Source organism: Winogradskya consettensis, from assembly GCF_018332715.1.
GTDB lineage: Bacteria > Actinomycetota > Actinomycetes > Mycobacteriales > Micromonosporaceae > Actinoplanes > Actinoplanes consettensis.
Map to the genome: position 1 here is coordinate 171,584 of NZ_BOQP01000022.1, position 13,921 is coordinate 185,504.

Annotated in this window: 15 protein-coding genes; 9 read left to right on the top strand and 6 right to left on the bottom strand. The window is 70.6% G+C overall.

Features of this window, described 5'->3' with window-relative positions; translation table 11 throughout:
• Positions 1-10: 10 nt before the first annotated feature.
• On the bottom strand, positions 11-2,740 hold the full coding sequence (locus tag Aco04nite_RS22090) for an AfsR/SARP family transcriptional regulator (RefSeq protein ID WP_212999134.1): 2,730 nt from the start codon (positions 2,738-2,740) through the stop codon (positions 11-13).
• Between the two features lie 65 nt (positions 2,741-2,805).
• On the opposite strand from Aco04nite_RS22090, the gene Aco04nite_RS22095 reads away from it, so the two are divergent.
• Positions 2,806-3,264, top strand: coding sequence for a hypothetical protein (locus tag Aco04nite_RS22095; protein ID WP_212999135.1), 459 nt, complete (start codon positions 2,806-2,808; stop codon positions 3,262-3,264).
• A 13-nt stretch (positions 3,265-3,277) separates the two neighbouring features.
• Here Aco04nite_RS22095 and Aco04nite_RS22100 read toward each other — a convergent pair whose 3' ends face one another.
• On the bottom strand, positions 3,278-3,985 hold the full coding sequence (locus Aco04nite_RS22100) for a TetR/AcrR family transcriptional regulator (protein WP_212999136.1): 708 nt from the start codon (positions 3,983-3,985) through the stop codon (positions 3,278-3,280).
• Positions 3,986-4,010: 25 nt separating this feature from the next.
• On the opposite strand from Aco04nite_RS22100, the gene Aco04nite_RS22105 reads away from it, so the two are divergent.
• Positions 4,011-4,832 carry an alpha/beta fold hydrolase gene (locus Aco04nite_RS22105; RefSeq protein ID WP_212999137.1) on the top strand — a complete coding sequence of 274 codons (822 nt, stop codon included), beginning with the start codon at positions 4,011-4,013 and terminating at the stop codon, positions 4,830-4,832.
• Here the strand turns inward: Aco04nite_RS22105 and Aco04nite_RS22110 are convergent.
• Together Aco04nite_RS22110 and Aco04nite_RS22115 are read right to left on the bottom strand one after the other, a co-directional pair.
• Complete coding sequence (locus tag Aco04nite_RS22110; protein ID WP_212999138.1) at positions 4,804-5,415, bottom strand: DUF1345 domain-containing protein; 612 nt, start codon at positions 5,413-5,415, stop codon at positions 4,804-4,806. The two genes, Aco04nite_RS22105 and Aco04nite_RS22110, sit on opposite strands and share 29 nt — an antisense overlap.
• A gap of 18 nt (positions 5,416-5,433) precedes the next feature.
• Positions 5,434-6,354, bottom strand: a complete 921-nt coding sequence (locus Aco04nite_RS22115) for an NADP-dependent oxidoreductase (protein WP_212999139.1) — start codon at positions 6,352-6,354, stop codon at positions 5,434-5,436.
• A gap of 50 nt (positions 6,355-6,404) precedes the next feature.
• Between Aco04nite_RS22115 and Aco04nite_RS22120 the strand changes: the two genes are divergently transcribed.
• On the top strand, positions 6,405-6,830 hold the full coding sequence (locus Aco04nite_RS22120) for a MarR family winged helix-turn-helix transcriptional regulator (protein WP_212999140.1): 426 nt from the start codon (positions 6,405-6,407) through the stop codon (positions 6,828-6,830).
• A 39-nt stretch (positions 6,831-6,869) separates the two neighbouring features.
• The gene (locus tag Aco04nite_RS22125; protein WP_212999141.1) at positions 6,870-8,066 is read left to right on the top strand and encodes an MFS transporter; all 1,197 of its coding nucleotides are present in this window, start codon (positions 6,870-6,872) and stop codon (positions 8,064-8,066) included.
• On the opposite strand, the gene Aco04nite_RS22130 is transcribed toward Aco04nite_RS22125, so the two are convergent.
• Positions 8,063-8,266: a hypothetical protein gene (locus Aco04nite_RS22130; protein ID WP_212999142.1), complete on the bottom strand. Its 204-nt coding sequence runs from the start codon at positions 8,264-8,266 to the stop codon at positions 8,063-8,065. The genes Aco04nite_RS22125 and Aco04nite_RS22130 overlap by 4 nt on opposite strands.
• Positions 8,267-8,353: 87 nt before the next feature.
• A complete protein-coding gene (locus Aco04nite_RS22135; protein WP_244876186.1) occupies positions 8,354-8,938 on the bottom strand; it encodes a hypothetical protein in 585 nt (194 codons plus the stop codon).
• Positions 8,939-9,266: 328 nt separating this feature from the next.
• Between Aco04nite_RS22135 and Aco04nite_RS22140 the strand changes: the two genes are divergently transcribed.
• The 5 genes from Aco04nite_RS22140 to Aco04nite_RS22160 are packed head-to-tail and all read left to right on the top strand — an operon-like array spanning position 9,267 to position 13,899.
• Positions 9,267-9,977: a monooxygenase gene (locus Aco04nite_RS22140; protein WP_212999143.1), complete on the top strand. Its 711-nt coding sequence runs from the start codon at positions 9,267-9,269 to the stop codon at positions 9,975-9,977.
• The gene (locus tag Aco04nite_RS22145) at positions 9,974-10,555 is read left to right on the top strand and encodes a GNAT family N-acetyltransferase (RefSeq protein WP_212999144.1); all 582 of its coding nucleotides are present in this window, start codon (positions 9,974-9,976) and stop codon (positions 10,553-10,555) included. Before Aco04nite_RS22140 ends, Aco04nite_RS22145 begins: the two co-directional genes overlap by 4 nt.
• Positions 10,542-11,369, top strand: a complete 828-nt coding sequence (locus Aco04nite_RS22150; protein WP_212999145.1) for a carotenoid biosynthesis protein — start codon at positions 10,542-10,544, stop codon at positions 11,367-11,369. Before Aco04nite_RS22145 ends, Aco04nite_RS22150 begins: the two co-directional genes overlap by 14 nt.
• Positions 11,366-12,460 carry a glycosyltransferase family 2 protein gene (locus Aco04nite_RS22155; protein ID WP_212999146.1) on the top strand — a complete coding sequence of 365 codons (1,095 nt, stop codon included), beginning with the start codon at positions 11,366-11,368 and terminating at the stop codon, positions 12,458-12,460. The genes Aco04nite_RS22150 and Aco04nite_RS22155 overlap by 4 nt, the downstream gene beginning before the upstream one ends.
• Positions 12,457-13,899: a phytoene desaturase family protein gene (locus Aco04nite_RS22160; protein WP_212999147.1), complete on the top strand. Its 1,443-nt coding sequence runs from the start codon at positions 12,457-12,459 to the stop codon at positions 13,897-13,899. Before Aco04nite_RS22155 ends, Aco04nite_RS22160 begins: the two co-directional genes overlap by 4 nt.
• Positions 13,900-13,921: the final 22 nt, after the last annotated feature.

Here is a 13,921-nt window from a genome sequence, read left to right on the forward strand (position 1 = left end):
TGCTCTTCAGCTACCGCACCTCAACAGGCCCGTCATCTTCTTCCGCACCCTGGACGCCACGGCCTTCTGAGCCGTCGTCGAGCAAGGATTCGCATTGATCGGCGGCATGATGGTCACCCAGCCGCCGGAACAGCGCCCCCGCCTCGTTCAGTGACCGGACCGCGCCGGTGTGATCGCCGGTGGCCAGGGAGAGCCTGCCGGACAGCATCGTGGCGACGGCCCGCCAGCGCAGGTCGGGACCGGTCCGGAGCACCAGCAGGGCGCGACTGAGCGACATCCGTGCCTGGTCGTGATGTGCCTGCCTCAGCTGCACCTCACCCAACCGGGCCAGCGCTCGGGCACCCTCCAGCGCGGTGTGCTCGCGGTCGTCGACCTCGACGGCGGCACCGAGCAACGCCGCAGCTTCGGCGAGCCGCCCGAGCCGGGCCTGGATGCTCCCGAGGATGCGTAACGCGACGGCCTCGTTCACCGGATCGGGGACAGACCGGTAGAGCCGCAGCGTTTCGGACGCCACCGGAACGGCCTCCTCGTTGCGGCCGGAGACGGCGAGCACCTCGGCCAGACCCGACAACGCGCTGGCCGCTCCCTGGACATTCCCGGCCGCGGTGAACAGGCGGTGACTTTCGCGGGCATCGTCGTGGCCGCGTGCCAGCCAGTCCGGGTCATCGTCCATCAGGTACATCCCGACGGCCAGATCGGCGCGCCCGTCCAGGGCCACGGCGTGCGTCGAGTCGTCGCCCTCGCTCAGCTCGACGGCCTCGTTGTAGCGGTGGTACGCCGCCGCCCACTCGCCCAGATACCGCTCCCGTTCCGCCCGGGTCATCAGGACGTGCGCGCGGGCCGCCGGGTCGCCGAGTCGTTCGGCGGCAATGCCCGCGGCGTGGACAAGGTGTCCCCAGTCGTCGACGGCACCGGTCAGATACAACACCGGCCCGGCTACCTCGACCAGTCGCCAGCAGAGCTCGTCCAGCTCGGCACGGACCGCGCCGGTCACCGCGCCGCGCAGATTCGGGCCTTCAGCCCGGTACCAGTCCCAGGCGGAGACCCGCAGCGCCGGACCGGCGCCCGGCTCACCCGGCCCGATCGGGCCGGCGACCCGCCGCACCTCGGTGAGCATGTCCTCGAGCAGCAGGCGCTGGGCAGCCGGCCACCGCTCGGCCGGCAGATGCGCGGCGTAGGCCAGGACCAGCGGCCGGAACAGGTAGCGGCCACCGCCCGCGACGATCAGCCGCGCCCGGTCCAGACCGGCCAGGATCGTGCCGGCCTCGACCGGCGTGGTGCCCAGCATCGCCGCTGCCCGATCGACGGTCACCGAGACGGCCTGCATCCGGCCGGTCAGGGCGAGCAGTTCCTGCTGCGGGCCCGGCAGGTCCCGGCGGCTGTACTCGAACACGCCGTAGCCCGCCTGGCTGCGCAGTTCCCGCCGCCGCCGGTCGATCGTGTCGGCGCAACTCCGGACCGTCTCGCCGGTCCGGACGATAGCGGCGATCGCCAGGGCGAGAAAGAACGGGAGCCGCTCGCACAGCTCGACCAGTCGCAGCGTCGCCGCCTGGTCCTGGTCCACCGCGGGCCGGCCGAGCACGATGCGCAGCATCTCGACGGCGCTCTTCTCGTCCAGCGGCGGCACCTCGACCGGCACCGCCAGCCCGGGACGCACCTCCGGCAGGTCGGGGCGGCTGGCCACGATCACCGTCCAGAACGCGTCCCGCCGGGTCAGCGCCGCCACCTGATCCGCGCTGCTCACGTGGTCGAGGATGACCACGAAGCGGTCCTGTCTGCTCAACCGCATCAGCAGGTCGCCGAGCACCTGGTCCTTCTCCGCGAGCTCGGCGGGCATGGCGTCCGGTGTGACGCCGAGCGCGGTGATCAACGCGTTCTGCGCGTGCGTGACCGTTTCCTGCTCGTCCACCTCACCGCGCATGTCGACCTGGCAGACCTGGGCACCTTCTGCGGCGAGCCGGTCGGCGACCAGCCCGAGCACGGTCGTGATGCCCACGCCGGCGGGCCCGCTGACCCGGATCACCCGGGTTCCCGGCCCGTCGTCGGCCCAGGCCGCAGTGGCCAGCCCGCCCAGTCGCCCGATGATGTCTCCCCTGCCGACCACCCGCACCGGCTCGCCCGCATGCCGCGGCGCCGGATGAGCGGCACGCCAGCCCGCGATCCGCTCCGGGATGATGTCCTGCTCGCGGTGCAACAGCTCGGCAAGCTCGTTGTGCCGGCCCAGACCGGTGAGCACGTCGAGCAGTTCGAGCACAGCAGCGGCGCGGCGCTCGTCCCAGTCCCGCGCGAACCGGGCCGCGAATTCGTACCCGTGCAGCCCGGCCAGCGCCGGATCGCCGGTCCACAGACGCAGCGCGTCCCGAAGCAGCTCACGGGCAGTTTCCAGGTCGCTGTCCGCATGCGCCTCCGCCGCCCGTGCGCGGAACTCCTGAAACAGGTATGTGTCCGTACGCTCGGCGGCGTCCGGCATGGCGTAGCCACCACCGGTCGTGCGGATCTCGTCCGCGCCGAGCACGTGGCGCAATTCCTTGACACGTTGTCGCAGGGCGGCAGGTTTGACGGTCCTGCCGGGCCAGAGCTCCGCCTGGAGCCGCGCCGCGGGCACCGGCTGCGGGGCTCTCACCAGCAGCGCGGCGAGCACGGCGGAAGCGGACGGCCCGAGGGTCCGCGCAGCGCCCGGCCCGCGGATCTCCAGGGCGCCGAGCAGCCGATAGTCCGGGCGCTTCGCGTTGGGTGTCACGTCATCGTCACGTCCCTGGTGGTCCGATGGAAATCCATTCTCCACCGATCCCGGAGGTTTCTTCGATGTCACTTGTCCAGTGGGGGACCCGCGGCCTGGCCGCCCTCTCGATGATCACCGCCATGGGTGGCTGCTCGGCTGTCACCGCCGAGTCAGCCCACGCGGCACCCCCGCTGTCCACGGTCTCGGCCGCTGAAGGCGGCTGGGCATGCGGCTGGGACGGCTGCAGCTACTACCTCGACCGGCCGACCACCCAGCAGTGGGCGACGTTCTTCCACAGCTGGGAGAAGGCATCCGACGCTCCTGCGGCGCTCGCCACGGCGTTCTGCGCCCGCTTCGGCCCGCTCGCCGCGGGCCTCTGCGCGGCCGGCGTGGTCGGCGCGTCCTCCATGTTCTTCGACCACCTGCAGCAGGCCGATGCCATGGGCGGATGCCTGGAATTCCAGATCTTCGACCTGCGCAACCCGAGTGGCGTCCTGGTCGACGCGTACAACGGCGGGCGGTGCACCGGCACCCGAACCTGACGGCCCGCTCCGGTCATCTCGCCGGGAGCGCCCCGGCGAGCAGGTCGACAGCGGACGTGAGGGCGGCCCGGGGTGCGTCCTGCCAGTTTGCGGTGACCGGTTGCTGCGATGTCGACAGCGGGTAGCGGTCGGCGTAGTCCGGGATCTGGCGGGTGGTTTCTTCGGCCTGGGCGAGCCAGCCGGACATGCCGCGGTGGTCCATGTGCAGGTAGGACGCGGTGGTTTCGGCGCAGGCGCGGATCGTGGCGTAGAGCATGGTGACCGTGGGGGTCTCGGGGGCCCGCCAGCGGGCGAGGATCTGCAGGAGGCGTTCGAGCCAGTCCTGTTCGCACGGGCCCTGGGTGGCCTGGGACCAGGGGCGGGACGCCAGCCACGGGTGCGCGACGTACACGTCGAAGAGCGCGCCTGACCAGGCCTGGAGGTCGTCGGCCAGGGTGGTTGCCGGGTCGGTCCAGGTGGGCATGGCGCAGGCGTGGTCCTGCATGAGGGCGAGCAGTTCTTCTTTCGTTCCCACGTACGGGTAGAGCGCCATCGGTGTCTTTCCGAAGCGGCCCGCGATCGCGCGTGTGGAGACCGCCGCCAGGCCCGATTCGTCGGCGATCGCGATGCCCGCGTCGAGGAGGTCGTCCAGGTCGAGTTGCTGGCGAGGGCCTCGGCGAGGGGTGGGCAACGTAGTGCCGCGATGGCGCCACAGGCGGCGTACGTGGGCTTCGTGATCCATAGTCCTTACAGTATATAGTGTTTCCATGGACGTATCAGTGCTGGGTAACGGACCTGCCGTACTGCTGCCGGTCAGCATCGCGACGATGGAGGGGAAAGCCGCCGACGATCTGCGGGCCTGGGGCGCTGACCCGAACCTCGGGCACAACCTCGCCACCGGGCTGGTCGACGCCGGTTTTCAGGTGATCGCCGCCGATTACGAGGGACATCTCAGGGACGAGCCCCAGCCGCGTACGCTCGACGCCGCTCAGGTGGCCGCCGATCTGCTCGCGATCGCCGATGTGGCCGGGGTCGAGCGGTTCGCGTACTACGGGTATTCGTGGCTCGGACTGGCCGGGTTGCAGCTCGCGTTGCGTACCGATCGGCTGACCGCGCTGGCCATGGGTGGATTTCCACCGCTCGGTGGCCCCTATGCGGCGATGCTCGACGTCACGCGCACTGCTCATCGGATGTCCCTTGAGGAAAAGCAGTCGCCGGCGCAAACGGCCGAGCCGGGTGACTGGGATTCCGCGGATTTCACGCTGACACCGGATCAGACCCAGCAGTACGTCACGCTCTACGAGTCGTTGCAGGGCTTCGACGAGCGGGCCGCGCTCGACAAGGTCGACATCCCGCGGCTGGTGCTGATCGGCGGGAACGACACGATTCAGTACGGCGAGAAGTGGGACAACGCACGGGTCTCGATGGCCGACGCCATTCACGAGTTCGGTGCGGAACTGACAGAGCGGGCTTGGGGCGTACACATCATCCCTGAGGCCGACCACATGCGAGCGATGCAGGCAGCGACCGTTCTGCCGATCCTGATCCCGTTCCTAAAAGCTACGATCCTAGGCTCGCGAGCAGGTTGATCGCCACGGCGAGGATGCCGGTGCCGAACGCGTAGGAGAGCAGCGCGTGGGCGAGCACGAGCCGGCGGATCTCGGTGGAGGTGGAGTTCGTGTCGGAGATCGCGTAGGACATGCCCACGGTGAAGGCCAGATAGGCGAAATCGCTGTAGGACGGTGGCGCGTCCTGGTTGAAATCGATGCCGCCGTCGGTCTCGAAGTAGTAGGACCGGGCGTACTTGAACGCGAAGACGGTATTGACCAGCGCCCAGGAGAGCACGACCGCGACCACGCTGAGAATCACCATGGCCTTGTTGTCGCTCGCGTTCACGATGGCGCTGATCACCACCGCGAGACCGCCCACCGCCGCGGCCAGAATGGCGGAATCCGTGCCCCGCGACCCGGTCTCCCGCTCGGCGAGGGCCTTGGTGCCGGCGGCGTCGTGGGGCCAGCTGACCATCCACACCCACGCGAGCACGGTGGCGGCGCCGACGATCAGGCCCACCAACGGCGCCGGCCCCGACGCGCCCAGCACCGCGGTCAGCATGCCGGCGACGATCCCGGCCAGCAGGGAGACCAGGGCTTTGCCCGCCGACAGGATTCTCATGCCGCCGTTTATACCCCTTTACGGGATCAGCACGATCTTGCCGCGGGTGTGGCGTTTCTCCAGCTCGGTGAAGGCGTCGGCGACCTTGTCGAGTGGATAGGTCGCGGCGACGAGCAGTTCGAGGCTGCCATCCGCGACCAGCCCGGCCATCTCCGTGAGGACTTCCCGGGTGGAGGCGAGCATGCTGCCCTCGGCCTTGACGCCGAGCTCCTGGGCGAGGGCGAACGCGATGATCGTCTCGATCCGGTCGCGGGGAATGCCGAGGTCGACAGCGAGGCGCACGTACTGCGGGCCGAACAGGTCGATGAACGCGTCGATCTTCCTGTCGGCGAGCTGCTCGGCAAGGTCGTCGCCGTAGTGCACCGGGACGACGCCGCGCTCCCGCAGCCACTCGTCGTTGGCGGCCGACGCGATGCCGATGACCTCGACGCCACGCCGCCGGAGCAGCTGCACGACCAGAGTGCCGACCCCACCTGCCGCGGCGGAGACTGCGACGGTCTCGCCGGGTTGCGGATCAACAGCCCGGATCGCGGCGTACGCGGTAGCCGCCACGACGTAGAGCCCGCCCGCCTGTTCCCAGCTCAGCTCCACGGGCCTGATGATCAGCTGGTGCACCGGGACGGCGACATGGGTCGCCTGGCTGGACCGCTGCCACGAATACCCGAGCACCTCGTCCCCCTCGCGGAACTCGGTGACCCCCGCACCGAGCGCGACGACGACCCCCGCGAGGTCGCTGCCCTGGCCGGACGGGAACGTCGCCGGGTAGCGGTCGCGCATCGCGCCGCTGCGGATGCCGATCTCGCCGGGATTGATGCCCGCGGCGCGGACCTCGACGACGACCTCCCCTTCCGCGGGGACGGGCGTCGGGATGCTCTCGACGTGCAGGACCTCGGGGCCGCCGTACCGATCGAAGCGGACGGCGCGTGACTGGTTGTTCATGACTTAGATGTTAAGCGCTAATAACCTAAGCGGCAAGGTACTCTTCGGACGTGGAGCTCCGAGCCTTGTTCGACGACCTGATCCGCTTCGAGACGATCCTCTGGAACACGCTCGACGCCCGCCTGCGCGCCGAGTGCGACACGACCCTGGGCAGCCTGAACATCCTGATGGTGATCGACGCCACCCCGGACTGCCGGGTCCAGGAGGTGGCCGGCGCGCTCGCCATCACGGTCGGTGGCGCGAGCCAGTCGGTCGACCGCCTGGAGCGTGCGGGCCTCTGCATCCGCACGCCCCATCCGCGCAACCGCCGCTCGTCGATCCTGAGACTGACCGCCGCCGGCGACAAGGTCCTGGCCCGGGCCGGTGCGGCCTTCGACCGCCACCTCGCCGCACTGCTCGGCGACCCGTTGTCCGCGACGCAGCGCGACCAGTTCGGAGCCACCCTCAAGACCCTCCGGGCGTCCATCTCGGACTGAACCCTTCTCTCCGTAACGTACAATCTGTACATTCTCGGGATGAGGTCATCACCGTACGGTCCGGTGCTGCGCGACCCCCGCATGCGACGCCTCCTCCCCGGCTTCGCGGCGTCCTCCCTCGGCGACGGCATGAGCGCCGTCGCCGTGAGCTGGCTCGCGATCGAGATCGCCCCACCCGACCGGCACGGCATGTGGGTGGCCCTCGCCGTCGCGGCGTACACGCTGCCCGGCGCACTCGGCACGTTCCTGCTGGCAGCGGTGTTGCGCGGGCGCAGCGGCGCCCAGCTGGTGACCTGGGACTCGGCCCTGCGCGCCGTCGCGCTGGGCGCGATCGCGATCTTCGCGCTGTCCGGGGCGTTGAGCATCGGGGTGTACGTCGCCCTGCTCGCCGTGTCGTCACTGCTGCACTCCTGGGGTTCGGCGGGCACGTACACGCTGATGGCGGAGCTGCTGCCGGAACGCGAGCACGTGCCGGCGAACGCCCTGCTGACAACGCTGAGCCAGGGCGGGGTGCTGATCGGGCCCCTACTCGCCGCCGCCGTCATCGCTGGGGCCGGGGCATCGACGGTCATCGCCCTCGACGCGGTCAGCTTCGCGGTTCTCGCCCTGTTCTGCGGCTTTGGCGTGCCCTGGGCGGCGCGCGCGGAGCGCCGGAATTCCGGCTCGGGTTTCCGGGTGATGGTCGCAGATCGGAAGCTGGTCGCCCTGCTCGCGCTGACGTTCTGTTTTTTCGCTCTCTACGGGCCGGTCGAGGTCGGATTACCGGTCTACGTCTCCGATTATCTGCACGCACCGGCATCGCATCTCGCCTGGTATTTCACGGCATTCGGCGGGGGCGCGGTCATCGGTGGCCTGATCGCCGGATATCTGCGCGCGTGGCCGTTGTGGCCCACCGCTTCCGGGATCGTGATCGGGGTGGGGGCGGCCTTTCTGCCATTGGGACTGGGGGCACCGGTCTCGGTTTCGGTGGCGGGTCTCGCGGTCGCGGGAATCGTTTACGGGCCTTATGGATCTATCACCATCGCACTCTTTCAGCGGTCGGCCGATCGGGCTCAGGTTCTGGCGGCCCGCCGGACCGTGATGATTCTCGCGGGACCGGTCGGGGTGGGCACGGGCGGCCTCCTGGTCACGGGTCTCGGCCCCCGCCCGGCGATGCTGGTCACCGCGGTCGGCACGATGACCCTCGGCCTCCTGGCCGCCACCGCCACCACCGCGCAGACGGTCCGGCGACGCTAGACGGGCTTGAGGTTGAGTGCGGGAACCGTTTCAAGCACGTAGTCCTCGGTCAGGACCGGTTGGATGTCAACGGATCGGTCGGCGCCGACACAGCGCACGATGAAGACGGTCTCACGCAGCCATTTTTCTGATACCCCGACCTGCGCCGCCAACGCCTGGAGCAACCGCTCCACGACGCCGCTCATGTCCTCATCCGCCACAGCGTGAGCATACGAGCGAACAACCCACAGGGGCCTGGGCCGCCGGCCGGCCCCCGGGATTGCGGGGCCGGACGGCGTGGCGGTGGGTCAGAGGCCCAGGGCCGCGAGGATGGCGTTGAGCAGGAGGGCGAGCTGGCTCAGCGGGAGGTTGAGGCCGCCGTCGAGGAGGCCGACCACGGCGCACAGGAGGTTGCCGAGGAGGTTGCCGGCGCCCGGGATCGCGGTGATGTCGAGGACGACGGTGTTGAGGTGGACGGCGAGGCCGAGGAGGTTGAGGTTCAGCGGGCCGAGGACCAGGTGCAGGACCGGGCAGACGAGGGCTGCCGCGGCGGCGGACTGGCCGGCCGGGAGCTGGACGGGCAGGGTGACCGTGGTGGCTGCCGTGCCCAGGGCCTCACCAGTTGCGGTGGTGAGGACGCTGTTCAGGGTGCCGATGGCGACCAGTTTGCCGTTCTGGACGGCGAAGCGGGACGGGGTGAAGGTGCCGGTGACCGCGCCGCCGTCGGCGGTGGTGCCGGTGACGGTCGAGGTCAGGGTGCCGGCAGCGGCCCTGGCAGGTGCGGCGGGTGCGGCAGGTGCGGGTGCGGCTGCGGCGGGGGTGCCGGAAACGGCGACCGTGGTCAGGGCGAGGGTGCCGGCGAGGACGAGTTTGCTGATCATTCCGGTGCGCATGCAAAGTCCTTTCATCGACGTATTTCGTCAAACCGTCGATGCCCGTGACCCGGCGCCGGAAACGGCGAAAGGTGCGAGACGGATTCAAATGGCGTGATGTCGACTTTGCAGACCGGAAATGGCATGAGGGTGTGTGGCATCGCGGGTCGACCGCCGCGCAATTCATGGCTGACCCTCATCGCTGCGGGCCGAATACCCTGCCCGGCTGCCGACCGCGACAGAGTGCGCCGATGAAGTGACGATGTCAAGATAGAGGAATGTGAATGCGTTTCAGTCCGGGGAAATTCCCTCGCGGGGGCGGTGGCGTGCCAACGGGTAGCGTGCAGGGATGAGTTCTGTTCCGCCACTGGTCACTTTGCACGTGTGGCGGGTGCCCCGACGGGCCGTGGGGCAGGCGTTCCTGCGGATGGCGATCGACCCGCGGCGACTGCGAAGACTTCCCGGCGTGAGCTTCGCCAAGCTGCTCGGCACGGGGACGGGCACCGGGTTCGGGCCCGGTGACGCCGACCTGACCCGTTTCGCCGCGGTTGTCGTGTGGGACAGCGACAGCGGCGATCAGGAGCTCGGCGCCGCGGGGGCAGCGTGGGACAGGGTGGCTGCCGGGCGGGCCCGGGTGACGCTGACCCCGATCATGAGCCGGGGGAAGTGGTCACGGCGGCTGCCTTTCGGCGACGGCGCTCACCGCCCGGGGCGTACCGACGGCATGGTCCTGGCTCTGACCCGGGCCCGGTTGCGACCCTCGAAGGCCCTCACGTTCTGGCGGGCTGTGCCACCGGTTGCCCGGGAGTTGGTGGCGGCGCCCGGCTTGCTGGGCCGTTTCGGCATCGGGGAGGCGCCCGTGGGCTGGCAAGGGACCGTGAGTGTGTGGCGCAGCGCGGCGGACCTGACCGCGTTCGCGTACCGTCAGCCGGAGCATCGCGCTGTGATCGCGCGGACACCGGTCGCCCGGTGGTACGCGGAGGACCTCTTCGCGCGGTTCGCGGTGCGGGACATCAGCGGCGACAAAGCCGTGCTGGGCTGGCGGGAAGGAGAGCAATGAGGCTCGTCCCCTGGCAGCCGGACGACATGCTCCGGCGGCTGGACGACGTGGTGAGCGTGTACGGCGAGGCGATGGGGTACCGCGCCGAGCTGCTGGCGACCCGTCGCGGATACATCGGTGCCCACGTCCGCCGGGCCGGTTTCCGGGCCGTCGCGACGCTGACCACCGAGGGACAGCTCGCCGGTTTCGGCTACGGCTACGCCTCCGGGGCCGGGCAGTGGTGGCACGACCAGGTGCGTTCGGCGCTGCCCGACACCGACCGGCAACGCTGGCTGGGTGACTGTTTCGAGGTCGTCGAGCTGCACGTACGCCCGACCGCGCAGGGCCACGGCATCGGCGCCCGCCAGCTTCGTGCACTGCTGTCGATGGCCGACGGCGCCACCGTGCTCCTGTCGACACCCGAGGCCGACGAGCAGAAGTCCCGGGCCTGGCGGCTCTACCGGCGCTTCGGTTTCGAGGACGTTCTGCGCAACTTCTACTTCCCCGGCGACGAGCGCGCCTTCGCGATCCTCGGGCGCGACCTGCCGCTGACCGAGCGCGCCCGGGCCGAGGGCGCGCCGGGCATTGTCGGCATCTAAGACGCTCAGGGACTGGGGGCTGCTCGGCGCGCTCGTCCTGCTGCAGATCTGCTACCCGCTGACCAGTGGTGATGTGCGCGCCGGCTGCACGGTGGCGACCGTTGTGCTGGGGTATGTGCTTTCGGTCGCGCATGCATTCACCACCCGGGGTGTACGCGCTGCGGGTGCGCTGATCGCGACGGCCACACTCGGCGGCTTCGCGGTCGAGGCGATCGGCGTCGCGACGGGGTTCCCGTTCGGCACGTACGACTACTCGGGCCAGCTCGGTCCCAAACTTCTCGGCGTACCCCTCATCATCCCGCTCGCCTGGACCTGGATGGCCTGGCCGGCCTGGCTCGCGGCCCTGCGCCTGGCCCGCGGCACGACCGCCCGGATCGTTCTCGCGGCGCTCGGGCTCGCGGCCTGGGATCTGTTCCTGGACCCGCAGATGGTCGCCGAGGGCTACTGGACGTGGCACTCCCCCACACCCGCGCTGCCGGGCGTGCCGGGCATCCCGATCGGGAACTACGCGGGCTGGCTCGGCTTCGCCGTGCTGCTGATGACGGCGCTGCGGTTCGCCGTGGGAACTCTTGAGCCCGCCGACGGGCGGGACGCTCCGATGCTCGCGCTCTGGTTCTGGACGTACGCTTCGTCCGTGCTCGCCCACGCGGTCTTCCTGGGGCTGCCCTGGTCCGCACTCTGGGGTGGCGTCCTCATGGGCGCCGTCGTCCTGCCGCTCGCTGTCCGGTCCGCTCGAGTCGCTTCTCCGACGTGGCTGCCGCGTTCCTCGGCCCCGCGGCCCGAGCCTGACTCTCCCCCCGGGCGGCGGCGATGAGGTGGCTTGCCCTGCTGCCGTGGGTGGCGCTCACCGGGCACACGCTCGTCAATGCCGCGCTGCTGCGACGGCCGGTTCGGGGCGCGACGGTCACTGAGCGCGTCGCTGTGTTGCTGCCGCTGCGTGACGAGGCTGACCGGGTGACGCCCTGCCTGCAGGCGCTGCTGGGGCAGCGCGGTGTGCCCTCGCTGTCGATTTTTGTCCTCGACGACGGGTCCACGGACGGAACCGCTCAGGTGGTGCGATCGCTGGAGGGCGACAGAGTGACACTGCTGACCGGCTCCGCGCTGCCTGAAGGATGGCTGGGTAAGCCGAACGCCTGCGCGCAACTGGCCGCCGCGGCGTCGGACGCCGACGTGCTCGTGTTCGTCGACGCGGACGTGGTGCTCGCGCCCGACGCGGTGGCCGGCGGCGTGGCGCTGCTGCGGTCCGCGCAGGTCACGCTGTTGTCGCCGTACCCGAGGATCGTCGGGGCCGGGCGGCTCGTGCAGCCGTTGCTGCAGTGGTCCTGGCTCACGTTCCTGCCGGTGCGGATCATGGAACGGTCGTCGCGGCCATCGCTCGCGGCGGCCGGCGGGCAATGGCTGGTCGTCGATCGCGCCGGATACGACCAGGCCGGTGGGCACGAGGCTGTCCGCGACGACGTGCTCGAGGACATCGGGCTTGCGCGAATGGTCAAACGCTCCGGCGGGCGGATCGCACTCGCGGACGGTTCGCGGCTCGCCGACTGTCAGATGTACTCCTCGTGGCGCGAGCTGGCCGACGGCTACAGCAAGTCACTGTGGGCGTCGTTCGGCTCGCCGGTCGGTGCGGGCGTCGTCGTGGCTCTGCTGCTCGCGCTGTACGCGTTCCCGGCTGTCGCCGCCGTTCCACTGCTGGCAGCCGGGTGGGGCGGGGCTGCTCTGTGGGCGCTCACGGCGTACGGAATCGGGGTGCTGGGAAGGGTGATCGCCGCCGCCGCGACGGGCGGGCGGACCTGGCCCGATCCGCTGGCCCAGCCGGTTTCGATCGTGCTTTTCGCCTGGCTGGTGGTGCGTTCGTTCGCGCGCCGCCGCGCCGGGCTCCTGACCTGGCGAGGGCGAGCGGTATGAAGGTTGTGGTCATCGGGGCCGGGGTCGGTGGGCTGGCGGCTGCGGTGCGGCTGGCGGCTGCGGGTCACCAGGTCGACGTGTACGAACAGTCCGCGACGATCGGCGGGAAGCTCGGGCGTTACGAGCGTGACGGTTTCCGCTTCGACACCGGGCCGAGTCTGCTCACGCTGCCGCAGGTCTTCGCCGACCTGGGCCTGACGCTGGAGCTGGAGCCGCTCGATCCGGTGGTCCGGCACGTGTTCCCGGACGGTTCGGTGCTCGACTCGTCGTCGGACCCCGCTGTCTTCGTGGAACGGATCGCGGACGCCTTCGGAGCCGGGGCCGCCCGCGACTGGGCCCGCTTCTGGGAACGCGCCGAACGCATCTGGGCAGCGTCCTGGCGCTCGGTCCTGCAAAGCGAGGTCTCCCCCGCTTCGCTCGCCCGGCTCTCGTGGCGCGTCGGCGACCTGCTCGCCATCGCACCCGGACGTTCGCTGCGCGCGCTGGGCCGTCGCTATCTGCGCGATTGGCGGCTGCGCATGCTGCTCGACCGGTACGCGACGTACACCGGTGCCGATCCGCGCCGGGCTCCGGCCGCGCTGGCCGCCATCCCCTATGCGGAACTCGCTTTCGGCGGCTGGTACCTGCCCGGCGGCCTGGGCGTGCTGGCGACAGCATTGCAGGAACGGTGCGCGCAACTGAGCGTCGATGTCCACTTGTCCTCGCCGGTCCGCTCAGTAACGACAACGGCGGGCCGCGCAACCGGCGTGACCCTGGCATCAGGCGCGCACATCGCGGCCGACGCTGTGGTGTCCGATGTGGATGCAGCCGTGCTGTACCGCGACCTGCTGCCCACCCCCGGACGCCTGGCCGGGCTCGCCGACCGCAGCCTCGCCGGTTTCGTCATGCTCCTCGGCGTCGAGGGCCACACCCCCCAGCTCGCCCATCACACGGTCTTCTTCCCCCGCAACTACAACGCCGAGTTCAACGCGGTCTTCGGCGACCCCGCCCACGGCCGCCGCGCCCGCCCCGCCTCCCAGCCGACCATCTTCATCACCCGCGCCCCGGACCCCGCGGTTCACCCCTCGGATGCTGAGGCCTGGTTCGTCCTGGTCAACGCGGCACGGCACGGCACGACCTCCGGCGCGGTCGACTGGTTGCGGCCCGGCCTGGCCTCGGCCTACGCCGATCATCTGCTGGAGGTCCTGGCCACTCGCGGTCTCGACGTCCGCGACCGGGTGCGTTTCCTCGAGACCCGAACCCCGGCCGACCTGGCTGCGGCGACCGCGGCCCCCGGCGGCACCATTTACGGTACGGCCGGAGGTCTCCTCCGCCCCTCCAACCGGGGCCCGGTCGACGGCCTCTACCTCGTCGGCGGCTCCGCCCATCCCGGCGGCGGCCTCCCCATGGTCACCCTCTCCGCGAAAATCGTCGCCGACACCATCGGCCCGGCCCGCTAGAACAAGCGGCTGCTCACCGGCT